Genomic DNA, 23555 nt, shown 5'->3' with positions numbered 1-23555 from the left:
GTCCGGTACTATAGGCTTGACCACGGGATGACTACCTTAGGGCGTTTTTCGATCCACGCTGGCAATGCCGCCACGGGATGACACCGCAAATACTTTGAGGTCCACGTGGGATAACAATTTATTTTAGTGTCTTAGCTTTCTCCACCGCCTCTTCTATAGTCCCAACCATATAAAAAGCTGCTTCCGGTAAATCATCATATTTACCTTCTGTGAGTCCTTTAAAGCCTGCTATAGTATCGGCTAAATTAACAAACTTCCCCTCAGCTCCTGTAAATACCTCAGCTACGTGGAAAGGTTGCGACAAGAAACGCTGTATTTTTCTTGCACGTGATACTGTTAGTTTATCTTCTTCAGATAACTCATCCATACCTAGGATAGCGATAATATTTTGTAGAGATTTATAAGTTTGCAATATTTGCTGCACCTTTCTTGCTACATTATAATGCTCTTCCCCAACAATCATGGGATCAAGCACCTGCGAAGTACTATCTAGAGGGTCAACTGCCGGATAAATTCCAAGCTCTGCTATCTGACGGCTAAGTACTGTTGTGGCATCTAAATGTGCGAAAGATGTTGCCGGAGCAGGATCGGTTAAGTCGTCTGCCGGTACGTATATAGCCTGCACGGAGGTTATTGAGCCATGTTTGGTAGAGGTAATACGCTCTTGCAATGCACCCATATCGGTTGCAAGAGTTGGCTGATAACCTACTGCCGACGAAATTCTGCCAAGTAATGCCGATACTTCTGAACCTGCTTGGGTAAAACGGAAAATATTATCGACAAAAAATAAAACATCCTGACCTTGGTCCATATCTCTAAAGCTTTCAGCAATAGTAAGACCACTAAGGGCAACCCTTGCTCTTGCACCTGGGGGTTCGTTCATCTGCCCATAAACTAAAGCTACTTTTGATTTTTCAGGCTCTTCAAGATTAATAACTCCTGAGTCAATCATTTCATGATAAAGATCGTTACCCTCTCTAGTTCTCTCACCAACTCCAGCAAATACGGTATAGCCACCATGAGCTTTCGCAACATTATTAATCAGTTCCATTATAAGCACGGTTTTACCAACCCCCGCACCACCAAACAGCCCTATCTTACCGCCTTTAGTATAAGGGGCAAGTAAATCAACGACTTTAATACCAGTTACTAATATATTACGATCAGTTGATTGCTGAGTAAAACTAGGTGCAGATTTATATATAGACGAAATATTTGAGCCTTTAATCTTTCCTTTGCCATCAATCGGCTCACCTACCACATTTATAATACGCCCTAATGTTTCAAGTCCTACAGGAATACTAATTGGGCTACCAGTATCTACTACTTCCATACCTCGCACTAACCCCTCCGTGGAGTCCATAGCAATACAACGCACAGTATCATCACCTATATGCTGAGCTATCTCTAACACTATTCTTTGTTCACCGTTATAGCACTCAAGAGCATTTAAAATCGGCGGTAATTTACCTTTATTGGTAAATTTCACGTCAACTACCGCTGAAATAATTTGAGTAATTTTCCCGATATTTTTTTTCATTATTTTTTCTTTTGTTATAATTACTTAAAATCATAATTATGGGCGTATTTTGACGAAGATCAACTTCAAAAAGAGCAAGGAGTCTATAAGTCGAGGAGCGGAGCGTATACTTAATACGTGAGCACCACAGATCTTATAAGACGACGTAGCCAATTTTTGAAGTTCATCAAGTCAAACCGCTTCCGAACCCGCTATAATCTCTATCAATTCCGTAGTAATAATTGCTTGTCTTGACCTATTTAACTTTAATACCAATTTATTAATTATATCGTGAGCGTTATTTGTAGCATTTTCCATAGCAGTCATTCTTGAGCCTTCTTCACTTGCTCTATTTTGTAGCAGTGCATAATTTATTTGTGAATTAACATATAAATTAATCAAATTGGAAATTAGATTTTCTCCCTTATATTCATAAATATCGTTAGCTCCCTCTATCTTTGAATCATCATGATATTTCTCTATTGGTAAGATTTGCTGCTTCGTCATTATTTGAGTCATAGCATTTTTAAATTTATTGAAATAAATAGTACAATTACTTACTTCTAAACTTGTTACTAATGCCATAATCTTTTGCTTTATTTGCAACATTAGATTTTCATCATGGTTTTTTGGCAAGTCAAAATAACTATCAATATAACTTTCATAAGGCTTTTTTAATGCCTCATAACCTTTTTTCCCGATAATAATAAGCTTGATTTTTTCGCCTTCACTTTTTAAAGTCTCAATATCACTTTTTACTTGTTTAATTATCATATAATTAAACGTTCCACACAAACCACGCTCAGATGTCATAACTATTAGCAAGTTTGCTTTATTTGTCTCTGTATTGAAAAATTTTTGTGCTTCTATAGGAAAGTCATAAATATCAGCGGATAATACAGTAGACAGCATTTTACTAATAGCTTCAACATCAAAATTTGAATGAGCTATTTGATTTTTTATTTTTGTCAATTTAGAAGCTGAAACTAATTGCATTGCTTTAGTAATCTTCTGCGTAGATTTAACGCTTTTAATCCTAGTTCTTAGCTGTTTTAAATTTGACATAAAATTTTTCTTTTAATTCTTCTATGTCATTCCCGCTTTCGCGGGAATGACATTATCCTAATCTATCTTGACAAAGTCCTTAGCAAAATTCTCTAAAAATGTTTTTAATTTCTGTTCATTTTCTTCAGTGATACGCTTTTCACTTTTTATTGACTCTAAAATATCTTTTTGATTCTGCTTTATTTCACTAAGCATTTTTTCTTCAAATTCCTTAATTCTTTCTATAGGTATATTAATTAAATATTTTTTAGTTCCAGCATAAATACTTATTATCTGCTCTTCGACTGAAAAAGGATGATATTGTGCTTGTTTTAATATCTCAACGAGTCTCTTACCATGTTCGATTTGTGCTTTAGTGGCAGAATCTAAATCTGAACCAAATTGTGAAAAAGACTCAAGTTCTCTAAACTGGGCTAATTCAAGCTTTATCGAGCCTGCAACCTGCTTCATAGCTTTTATTTGTGCAGCAGAACCAACACGGCTTACCGAAATCCCGACATTAACAGCTGGTCTTATACCTTTATAAAACAGCTCGCTTTCTAAGAAAATTTGACCGTCAGTAATAGAAATAACGTTTGTTGGAATATAAGCAGATACGTCACCTGCTTGAGTCTCGATTATAGGTAGTGCAGTAAGTGAGCCACCACCTTTTTCCTCTGACATTTTAGCGGCTCGCTCAAGTAATCTTGAATGCAAGTAAAATACGTCACCAGGATATGCTTCACGTCCTGGTGGTCTTCTAAGTAACAATGAAATTTGTCTATATACAACAGCATGTTTACTTAAATCATCATAAATAATAAGTGCATGCTTGCCGCTATCACGGAAATACTCACCCATACTACATGCAGCATAAGGAGCAACAAATTGTAATGCAGCAGCTTCCGAAGCAGTAGCCGAAACAATGATTGTATAATCCATTGCCCCAGCATCTTCTAGTTTTTTTACTATCTGGGCAACACTTGATCTTTTTTGCCCGATTGCTACATAAATACAATAAATTTTATCTTTCTCATTTTTTAGCGAATGAGCTTGCTTTTGGTTAATAATAGTATCGATAGCTATTGCTGTTTTTCCAGTTTGTCTATCACCTATTATTAATTCTCTTTGTCCTCTTCCTATCGGGATTAATGAATCAATAGCCTTTATACCGGTTTGCACAGGCTCACTAACACTAGTTCTATCGATTATTCCTGGGGCTTTCATTTCAATATGGCGATATTCTTTGCTTTTAATATCACCCTTACCATCAATAGGGTTACCAAGTGCATCAACGACACGACCAAGCAAAGCAGTTCCTACTGGTACTTCTAGCACCTCTTTGGTTCTTTTAACCTTATCACCTTGCTGTACCTGATTATCATCCCCCATAATCACAGCACCAACGCTATCATTCTCTAAATTTAGAACCAGCCCTTTAACACCTGATTCAAATTCCACTACTTCACCGGATTGCACATTTGCAAGACCATAAATTTTTGCTATACCATCACCAACATTTATTACCTGCCCTACTTCTTCAAGCTCGCTTAAGCAATTGATATTTGCTATCTCTTTTTGTAATATATCAGCTACTTCAATAGGTTTTAATTTCATATGGTTTAAGTTTTTTATGTATTTAGTTTTTATTGTCATCCCGTAGCTTGTCCACGGGATCCAGTAATAAAAATACAAATATAAAAAGTTTAAGTTATCTTGCTTTTTTCTGTATCTAGTTCCCAAGCCACGGGATGACACCGGAAATACTGTCTGACCCGTGCAATAAAACTTGCATCTCCTCGCAATGACGTTTTTTATTCATGCAGCGATCTTAACTTTTTTCAAGGTCCTAGCTATCTTATCTAAACTACCTTTTATCGAACAATCTTGCAATATACTATCATATTTGATTACGATTCCTCCCATAATGGTAGGATCTATTTCAAAATTTATTTTTGTTTCTTGCTTGAGCTCTTTTTCGATATTTGTTTTAACCCATTCTTGTTCTTTTGGCTGCAATTTACTTGCAGAAATTACTTGCACTATTTTAATATTCTTGCTTTCATATAATAATTTACTATATGTGTTTGCTATATCTGCTAAGATAGAAGTACGGGAATTTTTTATCAACAATAATAAGAAATTTTGCATTATTTTGCTGATTTTAATATTTTTTACCAGCGAATTAATCACGTCAATTTTATCAACTTTATTTACTATAGGGGAAGATAATAGCTTTTTGACCTCTATATTATCTTCAATAATGCTAGTCACTAGATTAATTTCTTCAAGTATCTTATCTTGAGTATTATCAGATTTAGCATTATCAAATAACGCAACTGCATAATTCTGAGTTAAAATATCTTTATTCATAGCTTAATACTTTGCACATTTTATATTTATATTATTATATATCGGATAATATTTTATATTACATTGATATTTTTTAGAATCTTCTAAAAGCTCTTGTATATTTATATTAGATTCTATTTGGTTCTTCTTAACCTCACTTACATAATTCGCATCCGGCTTAGGCTGGCTAATACATTTTGAACGCATTTCATTATTAAAATAAGGAGTAAGAAAATATGCTAACTTATAACATATAAAAGTCTTCTCTGTTGTAGAATAATTATTATCAAAGTCAAAATCAAAATCAACTTGAAAATCTTTTGATAATAACTCATAAACAATCGGAGTTTGAGATTTTAATGATAATTGATTCTCAGATTGAGCACTTAGCTTAGGCATCTTCCACAAAAGTACTAATAAAGAACTTACTACATATACTGTAAAAATTATTACCACAGCAGTAATTAAAATTTTTGTTATTTTATGTCTACTAAATGCACTTAGCTCTTTATAAAATAACGTTTTTTTAAGATAAGCACAGCTGATTGCCATAAAAATTACCCCATAGCTACTTGCATATCTTTTAACACAACCTAAATCAATTCCACTAGGTGTGGAGTATATCGTATTTGCCATTACTATATATAAATATAGTCTCCAAGCTAAAAATATAATAAAGCATAAAATGGCAGTAATTACTAAAATTAAGAAGCTTTTTAAATATTGAGGTTTATATTTATGTATGCTAATTCCAGTAAACAACAAAATACCATAAATACATAAAAATGATTTTTTTCCTAATGCTTTAAAGACAATATTAATGTAAGAGGATATTATATTAATAGTTTTTGCTTCCTTATTAAATAATGAAGAAACTATTTTTACAAATTGATCTAGAGAATGTGGTTCTCTTCCTAAAGTTACGTGAGATTTAACATACATAAACCAAAGATAATTTGTTAAAAATGGTAAAATTAATAATATTATTAATACCCCAATTTTTACGCTCAAGGACTTTAATTTTTCATTATCATCTACTAACAAATTACAAAAAATCATTATAGAAGCAAACCACGACAACCATAAACCTACTTCTCTAAATAACGGCATAAATAATAAAATAGGCATTACCATTAATAATGCTTTATATTTATAATCTTCCAATATGAAAATAACTAATACTGACGAAAAAATAAATGCTATCAAACCATCATTATAAATTGCTCGCAGTACAAAACTTTCTTGAACAGGAAAGAACAAAACTAGTGATACTAATAAAATAGTTTGTACAAAATATTTATTTGCCATTAATGGTGCTAAGAATAGCATCTGTAAAATAAAATGACTTAACAATAAATCATTTTCGGAATAGCCAGGGAAGTATAACATAAAATAATGAAATATACTTGGACCCCGAGGATAATGTATATGCGAAGGTAAAATAGAGGTTAAACTATTTTGTGGGAATATATCGTTATAGCTTATCAATTCTTTAGTGTATACTGCCCAAAAAGCCAAATCATCCCATATATTTAGATAAGTAGTATGCAAAAAGAGATAATAACTTAAGGTAATAGCCGTTAAAACGCAAAGCTCTACTTTATATTGGAGAATGTTTGATCTTAATTCAGCAAATTTATATAAATCATATATAAGAGCTACTATACCTATAATAGTTATTAAGCAAGTGGCATAATATAATATTCCCGTTACAGAGCATAAAGTTAAGATTGCTACCAATATAGTAGTTACTATAGGCAAAGAAAAAGTAAATCTAGTTTTAAATATATTAGCAAAAAATCCCGCTAGCCCAAAAATACTTAGTAAAGGTAATATTATCATAAAGCATAATTAAGAGTCAATCATAAGGCACCGTCAAGTTAAGTAAATTAGTGTCACAAAGTACTATATTTTTAGATTTCAGACAGCAAGAAGTGGGTCTGTCAGATTTTTTGTGTAAGTACGATTTCTCCATTTGCCCAATTTTGTAAATTAGTATCACAAAGTATAGCAAATTGATTTAAAGCCATCGCCCAATTCTTAATAGGCATTGTCCATTTTTTAGAGGCATTTGTCAACGCCAAAAAGATTATTTTCTGAATCGATTTGTCATCTGGAAATACTCCTTTATTTTTAATAATTTTACGAATTTGACGGTTAGTGGATTCAATAGCATTAGTAGTGTAAATCGCCTTCCTAATGTCTTCCGGAAAGCTAAAAAATGGAGCTATGCCAGACCAATTTCGTTGCCATATGTCAAAAATAACTGGATATTTTTCATCCCATTTTTTGGCAAAGTTTTGTAATTCTCTTAATCCCTCTGCTTCATTTATTGCAGAATAAACTGCTTTTAAATCAGCTGTTACCGCTTTTAGATCTTTGTATGATACGTATTTTACAGAATTTCTTACCATATGAACAATACACAACTGCACTATCGTCTTTGGAAAAATGCTATTTATCGCCTCTGGAAAACCCTTAAGACCATCAACACATGCAACATATATTTGTGCAACTCCTCGATTCTTCAGTTCTGTTACTACCTGCATCCAAAATTTACACCCTTCATTCTTGCCTATCCAAATTCCTAATAGCTCTTTCTTGCCCTCCATATTCACTCCAATAGCTAGATAAACCGCTTTATTTATTATTACATGATTATCTCTTGCCTTAACATGAATACAATCTAAGTACATTATAGGATATACATTATCAAGTGCTCTATTCTGCCAAGCAGTTACTTCCTCTAAAATACCATCAGTTACCTTTGATATTAACTCAGATGATACCTTGGTGGCATATAGTTCTTCTAAGTGCCCTTGTATTTCCCTAATGGTCATTCCCCGAGCATATAAGGATATTACTTTATCATCAAATCCTTCAAATTTACGCACTCCTTTTGGAATTAGTTGAGGTTCAAATTCTCCATCCCGATCCCTTGGCACTTCTACTGTCAATTTACGACCTTCTGGATCTATTAGAGTCTTTTCATAATTACCATTACGTCTGTTATCTGAGTATTTCTCATTTTTAGAATGTTTCTCATAACCTATATGAGATTCCATTTCTTTCTCTAAAATCTTATTTACTATCTGCTTTTTAATTCCCTGAAATATCCCTTCTTTACCAAATATTTCAGATGGATCACTTTGTGATAGTATTTCTGATACTAATTTTTCTATAGCTGGATTTGATACTTTGTTATTGTTCTTCATATTAGCTCCATGTAAGTTGTTTATGTTATTTTTATTCTTAACTATTTTTACAACTTACACAAACTTCCTGACACCCTCATTACGTATCCATATATCAGAAATAACTGGGTATTTACTATCCCATTTTAGCAAACTCTTCTAATGCTAAATTAGCCATATTCTCATTATTTGCTGTATAGATTTGTTTTAAGTCAGCTGCTACTTCTTTAAGATTTTTGTAAGAAACGTACTTTAAAGAATTACGTACCATATGTACTATACAAAGTTGTACTATGGTATTTGGGAAAACACTGTTTATTGCATCTCTAAAACCTTTAAGACCGTCAACACATGCTACATAAATTTGTTCTACACCTCGGTTCTTTAATTCGCTTACAACCTGCATCCAAAACTTTGAACCCTCATTCTTGCTAATCCAAATACCCAAAAGCTCTTTCTTGCCTTCTATATTTATACCAATAACAAGGTAAACAGCCTTATTTATAACTATATTATTATCTCTTGCTTTTACCATGATGCAATCTAAATATACAATTGGGTATATTCTATCTAATGCTCGGGCTTGCCATCTTATTACCTCTTCCATAACTCCATCTGTAATAGTCGAGATAAGCTCCTTAGATACTTCTGTATGATACATTTCCTCTAAATGGGATTGAATCTCACTCATGGTCATACCTCTTGCATAAAGTGAAATAACGCTATCATCAAATCCAGTGAATCTTCTAACTCCCTTAGGAATTAATTGAGGCTCAAAACTATTGTCTCTATCTCTTGGAATATCAAGTACTATCTTTTGACCACTGTCATCTATTACTGTCTTTTCGCTCGTACCATTACGACGATTGCTATCTTGCTTTGATGCCTTGCTATGCCTCGAATAACCTAATTCATGACTTAGCTCGTCCTCTAGTATTCTCTCTACTAACCTCTTCTTTAATTGCTGAAACAATCCATCCTTTCCAAATAACTCTTTAGGATTAGATTGGGATAATATTTCCTCTACTAACTTATTATTTATATCTGCACTTCTAACACCAGCTTCTATTTTCTTAGCCATATTTTTTACCTTTGTTCTAGTTGTATTTTAACAGTATTTCTTTCTCTGTTGCTTTACAACTTACACAAAATATATGATAGACTCGAAATCTAAAAATATAGTACTTTGTGACACTAATTTACTTAACTTGACGGTGCCCACATGAGTTATAAATATTACCAGCAATATCATGAAAAACCGAAAGTCCTCCAGTTACAAAAGGTTTAAACCATCCCGCCGTAACCATATCTAACGCAATACATATTCCTTTTTCAATAGAAGTTGTACGCTCCATATGCCCAACATTTACTACTACTGCATCACTACTAGTAATACAAGAAGCCAAATATATAGACTGCAACCCTGAAAGAAAATACTTATAATACTTATATAAATCGGAATCTTTCTTCTCTAGCTCTTTTATTTGTGTATTAATGCCATCTATAGTATCAATATTTGCATTAGATAACATTTTCTTTATCTTATCAATTTCTTGTTCTAATGCACCAATTCTTTGTCCTTGTTCTTGTTGTACTTTATTTTGTCTTTGCTGTTCTAAAAATAAATGACGAATTGCTTCTTGTATAATTTGAGGCGATATATTATCATTATCTTGGATTGGATTAGCTATAACTAATTCTTGTGAATTCTTTTGCTCTAGTTCTTTTGCAAGTTTATAAAATGTAGTTTTTTGTAAAAATTGTAATGCTTTTTCTTCATTACCAGCGTTATTATATGCTCTTGCTATAAGCTGATTTAGATCTTGCCCCCTAAATATGTCGTTCCGAGAATTTGTCCGTGCTTCTTCAAAACAATATGCTGCCATTTCATGATATCGCTTTTGTTGAATTGGCTCCACTTCTTTCTGAGCCAGCTTATTATAGACTAAACCCGACTTATAGTCACAATGATGGACAAGTTTTTTTCGTTCAAATATATTTTCATGATTTGCGTCTAATTTTTTAGCATATTCAAATTGTTCAAGTGCTTCTTCATATTCCCCCTTTCTATAAGATTCAGTCCCTTTTGTCAGAAAAAATTTTATACCCTTTGTTGTATCAAAATCATGATACACCTCGTCATTATTATTCGGATCTACTCTTTCTTTGCTCATATAAAAATCTATTAAATTATTTATAACATGTTATGGCCGCCATTAATTGAGATAGTTTCGCCCGTGATAAATCCAGCATTTTCATCAACTAGAAATGCTACTGCTCTTGCGATTTCTTCAGGTTGCCCTAATATTTTTTTCGGAATACTATTAACGATTTTTGCAAGCACGTCTTCAGGTACTGCCCCTACCATTTCCGTTGCAATATATCCAGGAGCTATACAATTAACCGTGATATTTTTAGAAGTAGTTTCACGTGCTAAGGCTTTAGTAAAACCAATAATTCCAGCTTTAGCAGCAGAGTAATTAGTCTGCCCGATTTGTCCTGCTTGGGCGTTGATTGAGCTGATATTTACTATACGACCGTAATTTTGATTTCGCATCGGCTCGATTACGTTACTTGACATATTAAAGCAAGAATTGAGATTAACGTTAATTACATCGTTCCAATCTTGATGACTCATTTTATGCAGCATTTTATCTTTGGTAATTCCGGCATTATTAACCAAAATGCTTACTGGCTGTTTATATTCCTCTTCAATTTCTTTTATTGCTCTTCTGCAATCTTCAAAATCTGCAACATTCCAACGTTTGGTTTTGATACCATATTGCTCTTCCATAGCTTTTGCAGCTTCATGATTACTAAAAAAATTAGCAATAACAGTAAAACCTTTATTTTTTAATTCTTTGGCAATAGACTCTCCTATTCCTCTAGTACCGCCTGTTACAACTGCTAAATGCGACATTATTACTCCCTATATTATTATCTTTATTACGTTGATTTACTTTTGGTGCAGGTGTAACATTAGGAGTAATTCTTCCTCCATTATCCAATTCTACTGTAGGTTTATATATTATTTGTTGTTGGGCTTTATTTAAATCTGGTATTAGTTCAGTTAGTTCATTTTTTGGAGTAGTTACCACAACAGAAGGTGTTTGTATATTTGCAGCTATTTCATAATTTGTCGTTTGATACGGATTAGGCGTTTCTTTAGCTTTTTTCTGCTCTACTGGTTCATTAATTATTTGACCTTTTTTAAGCTTTTTAATTTTATTATTGGCTCCCGATGGCTCAATCATACTTTTTAATGATTCTTGTCTAGATTCAGGAAAACCTTGTGCCGTTACTTTTAATGTACCGTAACATCCGATTGTAGCACCACCCGCATAAACTCCGCCAGCTTGACCAGCAGTATGACCTGCTTTTAAAAGCTGTTCGTCAGCAGCTTTTACTTCTATTCCTAATTTATTAGCTATAGCAGTACTAGTTTGGTCATGTTCGGTAAGACCTGTACGATCCTTACCACTTGCACACATAGTAAGCGTTTCGTGCTTTGGAACATCTTTAAAAATAGAGTCTTTAGAATTTGAGATTTGGTTGCTTAAGTAATTTAATTTTCGTGAAATGCTACTACTTATATTTTCTTTATCTGCACCTCTATAAAAAATTGCGTCAGCTTTTTCTATATCTTGTTTTAAACTAGCTGCATTGGTTAATATTTCATGAGCTTGCTTAGATAACCTACCTGCATTAATTCTGTATTCAGCATTGTTTTTAGATCACCTTTCGGTTTATTAATACCAAATAATCTTTCTAATTTACCACGTGGTTTTAAATGGGTCGCAATATCTTTGAAGTTAGCTTCTTTTGGTAAATTATTAGCCAAATCGTTAAGTTGTTCTTTTGTACCATCAAAATGATTAAAACCTGCGATTTTTCTAAATTTATTAAACGCTGTATTAGTATAACGACCTCCTACATGATCTATAGCTCTTTTAGTAAGAGTTACTAACTTCGCATCAGGGTGCGGCACTACAAAATTTGCAGCTCCACTATTTAAAGTATTAGCATGCAATTTATGATCGCCCATCCATTCTTGAGCTTGCTTAGTATTTAAATCTGTAATTCTTTGTTGTGATTCTTTATCATGAGAAATAGAAGCAAGAGTTCCTGCATGTTTAGAGGCATGTATTATTTCAATAGGTTTATTTTCTTCAGCTATTGCTGTAATTTTCTCAAAAGCGTTTTTCATTCCTACTATTTGACGCAATTGAGTAGGGATAACATGCTCACCCTCTTTAATTGTTTCAGCATATTTATTAACTAACTGTCTTTCCCAACTAGGCATTTTCTTGAACCAATCTTTATCGGCTCTATTTTGGTACTCTGCTTTTTGCTCATCAGTTATTCCCTTTAGTGCTACTTCTGCCTCAATAACAGTATGATCTTTACCATTTTTATCTTTAATATTTGAGAGCGTTACTATATTACAATGTTCATCATTAAAATTCTGAAAATCTTTTGCTACATTTAGCTTCTTATGCACTTCTTTAATGCCATTATTTTCTAGCAGTATGGCTATATCATTAATCTTATCCTTTACATTAGGAGAGATCTGCATTTGAGAATTTTTTTCATTATCTTTATGAAAGCTATCAATAAAATCTACTGCTTGTTTTCTTAATTCTGTCTTAAGTGCTTCCAGTTTTCCTTCGATTTCAGCTATGTCTATTGCTGCTCTTATGACATTTAAATATTGCATCTCAAAGCTTTCCGTTCCAAGCTCTCGAGGATCTTTAGCATTTCGTGCATCACGAATTATTATCGGTGTTGTACCTTCTATCAACGGATCAATTTTAGTAAGTGTTATACCAGTTTTTTCTTCACGTAAAATTTCAAGCTTTTGTAATGCTTCAGTAAAATTACCGCTTTTAACTGCTTCTCTAACTTCATCCCTGTTTGTATGTAGAGGGGCTTGTTTGTTATTTGCTAAAAATTCATTTGTTTGTGTTGTAAGAAAATATTTATCTGCGTCGAATTGTTGTTTTAATCAGGACATAGTGAAAGCTTTATATATTAATATTTAGTTTAGTTAGATAGTAGACGAAGTTTTATTTGGAAAAGAGCAAGAAGTTTATAAGCACGAGGAACGGAGCATAGATAAACTACGTGAGTACCTCAGCACCTGTAGGACGTCGCCGCTAATTTTTCAAATAAAACGAGTATACCCTTGTATTATAATTTTAAAGTAATTATATAAACAATATCTATTAAAAAATTTTAATCTTATTAATTAAAATATATTATTTATATGAATATTGATAAATTTACTGCACATGCTAAATCAGCGATAACAAACTGTCAACACATTGCTGCTAAAAATGATCATCAGCAAATATTACCTTTGCACTTATTAGCTAGTCTTTTTAATGAAGGTACAGGGATCGTTAAAACACTTATTAGTAACAGCGGAGGTAACTTAAATATTTTAGCTGATCAAGTACAGGTAGAATTAAATAAAATTCCAAAAGTGCAAGTTGATGGCGGAGGAACAATTTATTCTTCTGCTGAATTTCTTAAAGTTTTAGAAAAAGCTAATAGTCTTGCTAAAGATAATGGGGATAGCTTTGTTACAATCGAGCGTATTTTGGAAGCTTTAAGTTTTGATAATACTATAGCTGGTAAAATTTTAACCAATAATGGGGTTAATAGCAAAAAACTAGCAGCTAGTATTTTGCAGCTTCGCAAAGGTAAAAAAGCTGATACTGAATCAGCAGAAAATAGCTATGATGCTCTAAAAAAATATGGCAGAGATGTAACTGAACTTGCGATCAGTGGTAAGCTTGACCCGATAATCGGACGTGATGAAGAAATCAGAAGAACAGTGCAAGTATTATCTCGTCGTATGAAAAATAATCCGGTATTGATCGGCGAACCTGGCGTTGGTAAAACTGCGATAATCGAAGGGTTAGCACAACGAATATTTAGCAAAGATGTGCCAGAAACTCTTATTAATTGCCGAATTATTGAGCTTGATATGGGAGCATTGATTGCGGGTGCTAAATATCGAGGTGAGTTTGAAGAGCGGCTTAAAGCTGTTCTTGGTGAAATAAAAGAATCAAGTGGTGAGATTATTTTATTTATCGATGAATTACATTTATTGGTCGGTACGGGTAAGACTGATGGAGCTATGGATGCATCGAACTTACTAAAGCCAATGCTTGCTCGCGGTGAACTGCATTGTATCGGAGCTACTACTTTAGACGAGTATCGTAAATATATCGAGAAAGACGCTGCACTTGCTCGTCGCTTCCAGCCTGTCTATGTTAGCGAGCCAACTGTAGAGGATACGATATCAATCCTTAGAGGTATTAAGGAAAAATACGAATTACACCATGCCGTGCGGATTTCCGATAGTGCGATAGTTGCGGCAGCGACTCTATCTAACCGCTATATTACGGATCGTTTTCTACCTGATAAAGCGATTGATTTAATCGATGAAGCTTGTAGCCGTATGAAAATCGAGTTATCAAGTAAACCCGAAGAGCTGGACGAACTAGATCGCCGTATTATTCAGATAAAAATAGAGCTTGCAGCTTTGAAAAAAGAAAGCGATGAACATTCTAAAAAGAAAATTGAGCATTTAACCGCAGAGTTAGAAAAGCTGGAATCTAAATCTTACGATATGAGTTCTAAATGGCAAGCCGAAAAATCCAAAATTCAAGGACAGCAGAAACTTAAAGAAGAATTAGACCGTGCTAGAATTGATTTAGAGCGAGCAGAACGTGATGCTAATTTAGCTAAAGCTAGTGAGTTAAAATATGGAATTATTCCTGAGATTATGAAAAAAATTCAGGAAACCGAAAATGCTGACAGTAAAGGCTTGTTAAAGGAAATCGTTTCAGAAAGCGACATAGCAAGTATTATTTCACGTATCACCGGTATTCCAATCGATACAATGCTATCAAGTGAGCGTGAACGTTTGCTTGTGATGGAGCAGAAATTACGTGAGTCGGTAATAGGGCAGGATGAGGCGATAAAAAGCGTTAGTGATGCTGTTAGAAGATCACGTGCAGGTATTCAGGATGTTAACCGCCCGCTTGGTTCTTTCTTGTTTCTCGGTCCGACTGGAGTTGGTAAAACTGAACTGACTAAGGCTTTAGCAGGTTTTCTTTTCGATGATTGTAATAACTTACGTATCGATATGTCGGAATATATGGAGAAGCATGCTATCTCTCGTTTGATAGGAGCACCTCCCGGGTATGTTGGATATGATCAAGGTGGAGTACTTACCGAAGCCGTAAGACGCCGCCCGTATCAAGTCATATTATTCGATGAAGTGGAAAAAGCCCACCCTGATATTTTTAATATTATGCTGCAAATCCTAGATGAGGGAAGACTTACCGATAGTCAGGGTATCACAGTTGATTTTAAGAATACTATTATTGTGCTAACATCTAATTTAGGGGCTGAAATACTCGTTAACCAAAAAGAGGGCGAAGATACTTATAAGGTAAAAGACCAAGTTATGGAATATGTGAAAGCCGTATTCAAGCCGGAGTTTTTAAATAGATTAGATGAAATTATATTATTCCATCGACTAAACCAAAGTAATATTCACGATATAGTAAAGATTCAGCTAGAGGGTTTAAAGAAAATCTTATCAGCACAAAATATCACTCTTGAATTTGATGAACCAGCTTTAAACTATTTAGCCTTAAAAGGTTATGATCCGAGCTTTGGAGCAAGACCATTGAAGCGACTTATCCAGCGTGAAATACAAAATAATCTAGCCAAGATGATTTTAGCAGGCGAGGTAAGTAGCGGAAAAATAGTAAAAATAACCACAAAAAAAGAAGAGCTACAGATACAAATAATTGATTAGTTTTCCTGTCATTTAGAAGAGGTGTTGCCTACGTGGATCAGTTTCCCGTCATTGCGAGCGGGTATTGTTGCGTGGATCACTTATGTCATTCCCGCGAAAGCGGGAATCCAGAAAAAAGCATAAATACAGTAAATTTTTAGGACTAAAAGCTCGATTTTATCTCGCTTTATGCTGGATCCCCGCCTACGCGGGGATGACATGGTACACGTTTTTTGATCTACGCAACAACGCCTTGCGAGCGACTGCAAGAAGCGTGGCAATCCAGAAAAAATAATAAAAATGCTATGCATTTTACTAGATTGCACACGTACAAAACTTATAGTTTTTCCTCGCAATGACGATATCTATACTTAGTTAGGAATGCTAGCCACCCTCAATTCACTTACCGATTGACTTTTTTAGGAAATAGAATATAAAATTGTGTTTGAAATAGTTAAAGCTATTTTGGGGTTTCAAAGCCTCTTGCTATTATGGTATATGCATCAGCCATAAAATGGTGCAATCCTCAATACTTATGGTTGGGGATGATAATAGACATGTCCAGAGCTTAAAGTACTAACTTTAGGCTTAAAATCTATTGTAAACTGTTAGTAGCGGTTTCTTTGAACTCCCCAACCACCATGAATGTTTTGTGGTGGTTAAAACTTGAGCAAATTGAGCAAACTAAACAACCCTCAGCTATAAGCTGAGGGGTTATAAAGTGGAATGGCACCGTCAAGTTAAGGGAGGTATAAATTAAGTATTGAGCAATTACAGGGAATGATTTATAGAATAGCAGTAACAATTTATCCTAGATTTTACCGCTATGCATATTACTTAAGCCCCGAATAGACATCGTTTTCCAGCAAGCATTATTAGCCATACAGTATGGTTATATCATCGCTTTAATAATAGTTACCGAGATGTTCAAGAGCAGATGGCTTATCGAGGTATTATATTAAGTCATGAGACTGTAAGGTTTTGGTGTTATAAGTTTGTAGTTTATTTTCAAGATGTTATTAGTAAGAGAGAGCGAAAGCCAACTGATAAATGGCATTTGGATGAGATGAATATCAAGATCAAAGGTGAAGTATTCATATTATGGAGAGCTGTTGACTCTGAGGGACATGAATTAGAAGTATTACTGCAGAAGCGTCGTAACAAGAAATCAGCTATTCGCTTTTTATCAAGATTATTGGGTAATTATCCATGTCCAAGGGTTATTGTGACTGATAAGCTAAAAAGCTACATTAAACCAGTTAGGTATATGTGTCCTAGGACTAAGCATCGTACCGATAAAAGACTAAATAATCGGATTGAGAATGCCCATCAGCCAACTAGGAGAAAAGAGAAGATACTGATTAAATTTAAGCATCCTAATTCAGCACAATGTACATTATCACTGATGGGAAAAGTCAGAAATATATTTGCTGTAAATGTTGGAAGATATACTAAAACAGCATCTGAGCAAAGAATTGCATTTGCGTCCGCTAAATCCATTTGGGATAAAGCTACTCAAAGACTTATTGCTGTCTGAAATCTAAAAATATAGTACTTTGTGACACTAATTTACTTAACTTGACGGTGCCGCCTCAGGTACAAGCAACTGGATGACAGCTTTAAAGCGAATGGCAATTTAATTCCGCTTCTTTCGTTCTTGTAAAATAATTGCATGTATTTGTTGAAGAGTATCGTTAAAATCATCATTAGTAATTATATGATCATATTCGTTAGAATGTGATATTTCCGCTTGTGCTGAAGCCATGCGTAGTTGTATTGCTTCTTCGTTATCAGCAGCTCTATTTCTTAAACGTTGCTCCAGTATTTCAAGGTTAGGAGGTAAAATAAATATAGAAACGGCATTAACTGCATTTTGCTTTATACTCCTTGCACCTTGCCAATCAATATCGAATAAAACATCTAGCCCTTGATTTAGCAAATTTTCGACATGTTTTTTAGGGGTGCCATAATAATTATCATATATTTTAGCATGTTCAAGAAATTGATTTTGTTTAACTAATTCTTCAAATTCAGATTTAGTTTTAAAATAATAATTCACCCCGTCTTGCTCATTTGGTCGTGGTTTTCTAGTAGTTGCCGAAATTGATAAGCGTAGATTATTATCGATTTCTAATAATGCCTTTGCTAAGCTTGATTTACCTGCACCAGATGGGGAAGATAAAATTATGATCAACCCTTTATTTTTTGTCATATTTACTAACTATTCGTATTAGGTACAGTTCTCTTTATTACCTCATCAGTAGTACAACTAAAATATTTTGCTATTTTTAAAATTGTATCTATTTCAGGATTAAATTCACGATTTACTCCCGCTCTCATAATTCTGCTAATTGTAGTATAAGGGACATCGGTAACCTCAGCGAGATATTTACGGTCTATTTTTTCTTGTTTTAACTTTTCTTCTAAAAATTCTTTTACTTTAGTAGCAAGTGCCATATTGTTATGCTCCAAATAGTTGGATTAAATATTTGTATCACGATGAAAACCATCTTTGGTGTTGTTGTTGCGTGGATCCTTTCCTCCCAAGCCACGAGAGGTATTGCCCGCGTGGATCATTTTCTCCTGTCATCCCGTGATTTATTCACGGGATCCAGCTAAAAAATACTAATTTTATTAGTATTTTTTATTATTTTCTGGATCTAGTTCCCAAGCAACTAGATGACACCAAGGACGTTTTGGATCCACGCGGGCAATGCCTATGCGGGGATGACATATGAGCCATTTACCAGCAGTTCTTTATAATTATAGGAATTTATACGGACTGACAATAACTAAATCAAAGCGAATATTATAATTATTATATTTACTACTGCTGCTTAAGAACATTTCAGCTGCTCGCTTAATTCTTTTTTGCTGATTAAAAGATACAAATCTATCATCAATGTTAGAACTTCTTGCTTTTACTTCAATAAAAACAATTTCTTTATTACGCAATGCGATGATATCTATTTCACCGACATAATAACGTTTTCTATGATGAAGAATTTGATAAAATTTTATTTTATAGATTACTATACAGATATATTCGGCGATAATACCAAGATATTTTTTCTTAATATTATTTACAGTATGTAGACGAAGATCAACTTTAAAAAGAGCAAGGATACTATAAGTCAAGGATCGCAGCGTATAATAATACGTGAGAACCGCAGATCTTATAAGGCGACGTAGCCAATTTTTCAAGTTCATCGAGTATACATTATTCTTTAGGCAATAATACTTGCACAAACTCAGTTTTAGATAGATCGGCAGCGATGTTAACTATAACATCATTTTCTGTAACTTTAGTGACATAACCAACTAAGATACCTGCTGGGTAAGTACTGCCATGACCAGAAGTTATTATCTCTTCATCTTTCTGCACTAAATGATTATTGGGTAAGTATAAAATTTTACTATTGTTGTTACCTGCTAAAATGCCTTGTTCTCTTGAGGAACTTGTTTTAATAGGTATTCTAGAGTTAACATCACTAATTAGCATCACTTTAGCATAATTATTACTTACTTCTATTACTTTGCCGACTAATACTTGTGAATTAGTCGTAACAATTTGATCAGGTTCAACTCCGTGTTTTCTACCAGCAGAAATTAATGCCGTTTTAGAAAAAGGACTAAAAGACACGCTTAATAACTTAGCAGTAACATACTTAAATTCTTCTTCCTCGGTAACTGTTAAGAGGTCTTTTAGAGCAATATTTTCAGCCCTTACTGATTCTACTTCGCTCTGAAGATGTTTGAGCCTTGCTACTTCAAGCTCAAGCTCTATATTTCGTTTTTCTAGATCTTGAAAATAAATAAATTTTTGTTTTATAGAATTTATACTTTCAAATATTTTTTCATAAAATACTAATCCAGCTGATAATACGCTGCCTGTTATTTCAATAGATATATTGGATATTTTTTTAGGTGAAACAAGAAATAAATATAAAGATAATCCAAGAAAAAATATGACAAAAAAGCGTTTAAGAGTAACTAGTATAGTTCTTACTAGCTCCAAGGAACTTGAAGAATTTTTTACTCTATTCGCAAGTATCGCCATCTTTAATCCTGTTTAAATAGTACATGTTTTAGCTTTGTAAAATCTTCAAGTGCTTTTCCTGTGCCGAGTGCTACACATGATAGTGCATCATCTGCAATTATTACAGGTAATTTTGTTGCCTCACTAAGAACAAAATCAAGATTTCGAAGTAATGAGCCACCACCTGTTAGCACTATTCCTTTATCCACTATATCAGAAGATAATTCGGGAGGCGTCGCCTCTAATGCTACTTTTACCGCCTCAACAATTTGACTTACTGGTTCTATTAGACTATCAGCAATTTGCCTTTCATTCAATACCATTTCCTTTGGAATACCATAAATTAAATCACGACCTTTTATTTCCATAACCCTTGGTTCTGCATTTTGATCTACATAAGCAGTACCTATTTCTTGCTTTATCTTTTCGGCTGTAGCCTCACCAATTAGCAGGTTATAATGCCTTCTTATATATGAAATAATTGCTTCATCCATCTTGTCGCCACCGACTCTTACGGACCTTGCATATACTATGCCACCTAGTGACAAAACTGCAACTTCTGTAGTGCCACCGCCAATGTCAACAATCATTGAGCCAGTTGCTTCTGTTACAGGAAGCCCTGCACCAATTGCTGCCGCCATAGGCTCTTCAATTAAATATACATCCTTACCACCCGCACTTTCTGCTGCTTCTTGAATAGCACGACGTTCAACAGGGGTAGAGCCTGACGGCACACAAATAACAATCGTTGGACCAAAAAAAGAACGACGATTATGTACCATTTTAATAAAGTACTTAATCATTTCTTCTGCACCTTTGAAATCAGCAATTACGCCGTCTTTTAAAGGTCTTTTAGCTTCAATATCAGTTGGCGTACGACCAAGCATCATTTTCGCTTCATGACCAAAAGCATAAGGCACAAAAGAGCCATCTTTTTTTATTAATGCAACTACTGAAGGTTCACGCAGAACAATACCGCGTCCTTTTTGATATACGATAGTATTTGCCGTACCAAGATCAATAGCCATACCGGAAGAAAACCCTTCCAAAAATTTCATTATCATTTTTCTTTTTCTCTCTAAATTCTAAAAATTCTTCTATGCTAAATTAATTATAGACGAAGTTTTATTTGGAAAAGAGCAAGGAGTTTCATATTTTTTGACCGCAGCGTATACTTAATACGTGAGGATTAAAAAATATGAAACAACGCCGCCAATTTTTCAAATAAAACGAGTATAATTTAAATTTCTTTATAATGTAAAATAATAAAGTTACTAATAAAAAATATTAACATACTTGGTAACAAAATAGCAGCAATTAAAGATAGATTATTATAGGTCAGTACCTTAAGTAATATTTCTGATAATGAATATACTATAAAACCTGAAAATAATCCTAATATTAATATTTTTTCTTGCGAATTATCACGTTGTTTTAGGCTAATAAAACAACTGGCTAAAATTATAGTCGCTATCATCATTGCAGGTTTAAATAGTTGCTTATAATAATAAACTTGGTAGTTAGTAATAGGTAGACCTGAATTTAATAATTCATCGATTAATTTAGGTAGATTCCAAATGGAAACCATTTCAGGATGAGTAAACTTATTGACCAAGCTGTTAACAGATAAATTAGTTGGTATAGTTAAGTTGTTATATGCTTCTGTACTATCTTTTGTAAAAACTTTTACCCTATTTAAATGCAGTGATTTATTCTCAATGATGCCATATAACGCATCAATTCTCTTTAAGAAGTTGTTGCTATTATCGATAAATAAAACTGTAACATTATTTAATTTTTTCTCAGAAATATTAATAAATTGTGTTTGAATTATTTGATTTTTTCCGTTTAAAGCTTCAAAAAATAATAAACCTGATTTAGATATTACTGCTTCATTATGTGTTTTTTTAGTAAGCTTTGCTTCTAGTAAATTATATTTTCGTAAGCCTAAAGCACCGATAGGATTTAATATAGTCGTAAAAACTATACCTAAAATTAAAGTTACGATACACGGAATTATCAATACTTGCCAAATATGAATACCACTAGATAGTATAGCAGTCAATTCATTATTTTTTGTTAAGTTTCTAAGGAAAAAAAGCATAGAAGTAAAGCTGATTAAAGCAGAAACTTGATTCAAAAGATATGGAACTTTATATAATATAAATCGCCAAAAAAAATCAAAAGGCACATACATGTTTTTGAATTTTTGTAAGAGATCAAAGAGATTGGATATGATTAATAATCCAATTAATATAGATAATATAATAAAAAAACACTTGAAATATAATTTAGCAAGATACCAAGAAAGTGTTTTTAAATTAATCATTTAAATTCAATTTAATAATGATTTTTTAGAATATTGTAAGGATTGCTTCGTCAATTACTTCGTAATTTTCTCACAATGACGGGAAAACCGATCCACGCGGGCAATGTCCCCGTGGTCAAACTAACTAGATGACACATATAAATTTGTGTGGTGGGGCTGGTAGGACTTGAACCTACGACCACACCGTTATGAGCGGCGTGCTCTAACCAACTGAGCTACAGCCCCATGTTCATCTGAATTTTATATAATTATTATGGCTATAAGTCCAGCAAAATTTTTATATTTTTTTAATATATACTTTAAATTTAGATATTTTTTGCTACGAATAAAACTTCGTCTATCCAACTCTTCATTTATTAGTAGTATACTCAAATGATTTGGAAAATTGAAATATAAAACAAGGATCGAACACGCAGAGCCTAACTTAATAGGTGAGCATGTGAGTTTCCAAAAGTTTTGCAGAGCCCCAATTCTTCAAAGAAGAAGAGTATACAAATAAAAAAGGTCTAGTAATAATTACTCGACCTTTCCTATAAATACTAAATTTGATGATTTAGAAATTTTTAGTGATGTACAACTGTTACAGCTCTACGATTATAAGCAAAAGCTTCTTCAGTGTTACCCATCATAGCAGGTCTATCTTTACCATAAGATATTGTGCTTACTCTATGATGCTCGATTCCTTTATGTTTTAGGAATTCCGCAGCTTTTTGTGCTCTTCTTTCACCTAAAGCTAAGTTATACTCTCTAGTACCTCTTTCATCACAATGTCCTTCGACAGTAGCTTTTACATGAGGATGTCTTGATAACCAGCAAGCTTGTCTTTGTAATTCTTCTTTAGCTTTTTCAGATAAAGCAGAACTATCGAAAGCAAACCATACAGCATTACCTGCTTGCTTTTCAAAATCTTTCATTATAGATGTTTCTTCTGATTGATTCATTCCACAACCATGTGATGCTCTTTTGGTTTTATTACACCCTGCAAGCACAAATAATGCAAGAAAAGCTAATGTTATTTTTGTTATTTTCATAATTAAACTCCTTGAGGTTATAATTTATTAAAATTTAAATTATTCAGTTAGATAACAAGTTTAAACTAACTAAAACTATGAGGTTAGTATATATCATTATTTTATGAGTTTAAAGGCTAAAATACTATAAAATACAAATAGTGCTATATAAATGTGGTAAAAATATCATTGACCTTTCCCCAAAACTCCCTTTAAAGAAGTCATAATGGGCTTTGGTAGAGTAGATAG

Annotated in this window: 20 protein-coding genes, 1 tRNA gene and 1 pseudogene; 2 read left to right on the top strand and 20 right to left on the bottom strand. The window is 33.4% G+C overall.

Translation table 11 applies throughout. The annotated features are described in order from the left end of the window. Window positions 1–118: 118 nt before the first annotated feature. The 11 genes from atpD to BA173_RS08465 all read right to left on the bottom strand — a co-directional run bounded on the left by atpD (window position 119) and on the right by BA173_RS08465 (window position 12910). Complete coding sequence (gene atpD / locus BA173_RS03875) at window positions 119–1540, bottom strand: F0F1 ATP synthase subunit beta (RefSeq protein ID WP_068041387.1); 1422 nt, start codon at window positions 1538–1540, stop codon at window positions 119–121. 171 nt (window positions 1541–1711) lie between these two features. After that, complete coding sequence (atpG, locus tag BA173_RS03870) at window positions 1712–2584, bottom strand: ATP synthase F1 subunit gamma (RefSeq protein WP_068041383.1); 873 nt, start codon at window positions 2582–2584, stop codon at window positions 1712–1714. Window positions 2585–2641: 57 nt separating this feature from the next. Continuing rightward, a complete protein-coding gene (gene atpA / locus BA173_RS03865) occupies window positions 2642–4180 on the bottom strand; it encodes a F0F1 ATP synthase subunit alpha (RefSeq protein WP_068041380.1) in 1539 nt (512 codons plus the stop codon). Window positions 4181–4381: 201 nt separating this feature from the next. After that, window positions 4382–4936 carry an ATP synthase F1 subunit delta gene (atpH, locus tag BA173_RS03860; RefSeq protein WP_016948631.1) on the bottom strand — a complete coding sequence of 185 codons (555 nt, stop codon included), beginning with the start codon at window positions 4934–4936 and terminating at the stop codon, window positions 4382–4384. 3 nt (window positions 4937–4939) lie between these two features. Further along, on the bottom strand, window positions 4940–6757 hold the full coding sequence (locus tag BA173_RS03855; protein WP_068041379.1) for a hypothetical protein: 1818 nt from the start codon (window positions 6755–6757) through the stop codon (window positions 4940–4942). Between the two features lie 101 nt (window positions 6758–6858). Continuing rightward, the gene (locus BA173_RS03850; RefSeq protein ID WP_068042377.1) at window positions 6859–8130 is read right to left on the bottom strand and encodes an IS256 family transposase; all 1272 of its coding nucleotides are present in this window, start codon (window positions 8128–8130) and stop codon (window positions 6859–6861) included. A gap of 115 nt (window positions 8131–8245) precedes the next feature. After that, window positions 8246–9190, bottom strand: coding sequence for an IS256 family transposase (locus BA173_RS03845; RefSeq protein ID WP_095568293.1), 945 nt, complete (start codon window positions 9188–9190; stop codon window positions 8246–8248). Window positions 9191–9308: 118 nt separating this feature from the next. Then, window positions 9309–10283 (bottom strand): tetratricopeptide repeat protein, encoded by a 975-nt coding sequence (locus tag BA173_RS03840; protein ID WP_232505900.1) that lies wholly within the window; start codon window positions 10281–10283, stop codon window positions 9309–9311. 20 nt (window positions 10284–10303) lie between these two features. Next, window positions 10304–11029, bottom strand: coding sequence for an SDR family oxidoreductase (locus BA173_RS03835; protein ID WP_016947666.1), 726 nt, complete (start codon window positions 11027–11029; stop codon window positions 10304–10306). After that, window positions 10995–11600 carry a hypothetical protein gene (locus tag BA173_RS08470; protein WP_016947667.1) on the bottom strand — a complete coding sequence of 202 codons (606 nt, stop codon included), beginning with the start codon at window positions 11598–11600 and terminating at the stop codon, window positions 10995–10997. The genes BA173_RS03835 and BA173_RS08470 overlap by 35 nt, the downstream gene beginning before the upstream one ends. Window positions 11601–11776: 176 nt before the next feature. Further along, window positions 11777–12910, bottom strand: a complete 1134-nt coding sequence (locus BA173_RS08465) for a hypothetical protein (RefSeq protein ID WP_016947668.1) — start codon at window positions 12908–12910, stop codon at window positions 11777–11779. Window positions 12911–13375: 465 nt separating this feature from the next. Here BA173_RS08465 and clpB point away from each other — a divergent pair, with 465 nt between their 5' ends. Next, entirely contained in the window at window positions 13376–15949 is a 2574-nt protein-coding gene (clpB, locus tag BA173_RS03825) for an ATP-dependent chaperone ClpB (protein ID WP_068041787.1), read from the top strand. A gap of 574 nt (window positions 15950–16523) precedes the next feature. Here the strand turns inward: clpB and BA173_RS07800 are convergent. Beyond that, window positions 16524–16733, bottom strand: a complete 210-nt coding sequence (locus BA173_RS07800) for a hypothetical protein (RefSeq protein WP_157738075.1) — start codon at window positions 16731–16733, stop codon at window positions 16524–16526. A gap of 54 nt (window positions 16734–16787) precedes the next feature. Here BA173_RS07800 and BA173_RS03820 point away from each other — a divergent pair. Further along, a pseudogene (locus BA173_RS03820) lies at window positions 16788–17465 on the top strand (IS6 family transposase); the annotation flags it as partial. A gap of 99 nt (window positions 17466–17564) precedes the next feature. On the opposite strand, the gene gmk reads toward BA173_RS03820, so the two are convergent. The 8 genes from gmk to pal form a co-directional block, all read right to left on the bottom strand. Beyond that, window positions 17565–18140, bottom strand: coding sequence for a guanylate kinase (gene gmk / locus BA173_RS03815; RefSeq protein ID WP_016948508.1), 576 nt, complete (start codon window positions 18138–18140; stop codon window positions 17565–17567). A 5-nt stretch (window positions 18141–18145) separates the two neighbouring features. Then, complete coding sequence (locus tag BA173_RS03810) at window positions 18146–18385, bottom strand: helix-turn-helix transcriptional regulator (RefSeq protein ID WP_016948507.1); 240 nt, start codon at window positions 18383–18385, stop codon at window positions 18146–18148. A gap of 306 nt (window positions 18386–18691) precedes the next feature. Then, window positions 18692–19132, bottom strand: coding sequence for a YraN family protein (locus BA173_RS03805; protein ID WP_232505899.1), 441 nt, complete (start codon window positions 19130–19132; stop codon window positions 18692–18694). 16 nt (window positions 19133–19148) lie between these two features. Then, window positions 19149–19988, bottom strand: a complete 840-nt coding sequence (mreC, locus tag BA173_RS03800; RefSeq protein WP_068041689.1) for a rod shape-determining protein MreC — start codon at window positions 19986–19988, stop codon at window positions 19149–19151. A gap of 2 nt (window positions 19989–19990) precedes the next feature. Further along, on the bottom strand, window positions 19991–21031 hold the full coding sequence (locus BA173_RS03795; protein ID WP_068041687.1) for a rod shape-determining protein: 1041 nt from the start codon (window positions 21029–21031) through the stop codon (window positions 19991–19993). A gap of 176 nt (window positions 21032–21207) precedes the next feature. Beyond that, window positions 21208–22296, bottom strand: coding sequence for an LptF/LptG family permease (locus tag BA173_RS03790; protein WP_068041683.1), 1089 nt, complete (start codon window positions 22294–22296; stop codon window positions 21208–21210). Between the two features lie 148 nt (window positions 22297–22444). Then, window positions 22445–22521 (bottom strand) — tRNA-Ile (locus tag BA173_RS03785). Window positions 22522–22859: 338 nt separating this feature from the next. Then, window positions 22860–23327, bottom strand: a complete 468-nt coding sequence (gene pal / locus BA173_RS03780; RefSeq protein ID WP_016948649.1) for a peptidoglycan-associated lipoprotein Pal — start codon at window positions 23325–23327, stop codon at window positions 22860–22862. Between the last annotated feature and the right edge of the window lie 228 nt (window positions 23328–23555).

The organism is Rickettsia sp. MEAM1 (Bemisia tabaci), assembly GCF_002285905.1.
Classification (GTDB): domain Bacteria; phylum Pseudomonadota; class Alphaproteobacteria; order Rickettsiales; family Rickettsiaceae; genus Rickettsia.
This window is presented reverse-complemented; position numbering and strand designations above follow the sequence as displayed.

What these genes read in the sequence shown, in the direction of transcription:
- atpD (WP_068041387.1), bottom strand. Translation starts at nt 1,540, where the DNA reads ATGAAAAAAAATATCGGGAAAATTACTCAAATTATTTCAGCGGTAGTT.
- atpG (WP_068041383.1), bottom strand. Translation starts at nt 2,584, where the DNA reads ATGTCAAATTTAAAACAGCTAAGAACTAGGATTAAAAGCGTTAAATCT.
- atpA (WP_068041380.1), bottom strand. Translation starts at nt 4,180, where the DNA reads ATGAAATTAAAACCTATTGAAGTAGCTGATATATTACAAAAAGAGATA.
- atpH (WP_016948631.1), bottom strand. Translation starts at nt 4,936, where the DNA reads ATGAATAAAGATATTTTAACTCAGAATTATGCAGTTGCGTTATTTGAT.
- BA173_RS03855 (WP_068041379.1), bottom strand. Translation starts at nt 6,757, where the DNA reads ATGATAATATTACCTTTACTAAGTATTTTTGGGCTAGCGGGATTTTTT.
- BA173_RS03850 (WP_068042377.1), bottom strand. Translation starts at nt 8,130, where the DNA reads ATGAAGAACAATAACAAAGTATCAAATCCAGCTATAGAAAAATTAGTA.
- BA173_RS03845 (WP_095568293.1), bottom strand. Translation starts at nt 9,190, where the DNA reads ATGGCTAAGAAAATAGAAGCTGGTGTTAGAAGTGCAGATATAAATAAT.
- BA173_RS03840 (WP_232505900.1), bottom strand. Translation starts at nt 10,283, where the DNA reads ATGAGCAAAGAAAGAGTAGATCCGAATAATAATGACGAGGTGTATCAT.
- BA173_RS03835 (WP_016947666.1), bottom strand. Translation starts at nt 11,029, where the DNA reads ATGTCGCATTTAGCAGTTGTAACAGGCGGTACTAGAGGAATAGGAGAG.
- BA173_RS08470 (WP_016947667.1), bottom strand. Translation starts at nt 11,600, where the DNA reads ATGTGTGCAAGTGGTAAGGATCGTACAGGTCTTACCGAACATGACCAA.
- clpB (WP_068041787.1), top strand. Translation starts at nt 13,376, where the DNA reads ATGAATATTGATAAATTTACTGCACATGCTAAATCAGCGATAACAAAC.
- gmk (WP_016948508.1), bottom strand. Translation starts at nt 18,140, where the DNA reads ATGACAAAAAATAAAGGGTTGATCATAATTTTATCTTCCCCATCTGGT.
- BA173_RS03810 (WP_016948507.1), bottom strand. Translation starts at nt 18,385, where the DNA reads ATGGCACTTGCTACTAAAGTAAAAGAATTTTTAGAAGAAAAGTTAAAA.
- mreC (WP_068041689.1), bottom strand. Translation starts at nt 19,988, where the DNA reads ATGGCGATACTTGCGAATAGAGTAAAAAATTCTTCAAGTTCCTTGGAG.
- BA173_RS03795 (WP_068041687.1), bottom strand. Translation starts at nt 21,031, where the DNA reads ATGATAATGAAATTTTTGGAAGGGTTTTCTTCCGGTATGGCTATTGAT.
- BA173_RS03790 (WP_068041683.1), bottom strand. Translation starts at nt 22,296, where the DNA reads ATGATTAATTTAAAAACACTTTCTTGGTATCTTGCTAAATTATATTTC.
- pal (WP_016948649.1), bottom strand. Translation starts at nt 23,327, where the DNA reads ATGAAAATAACAAAAATAACATTAGCTTTTCTTGCATTATTTGTGCTT.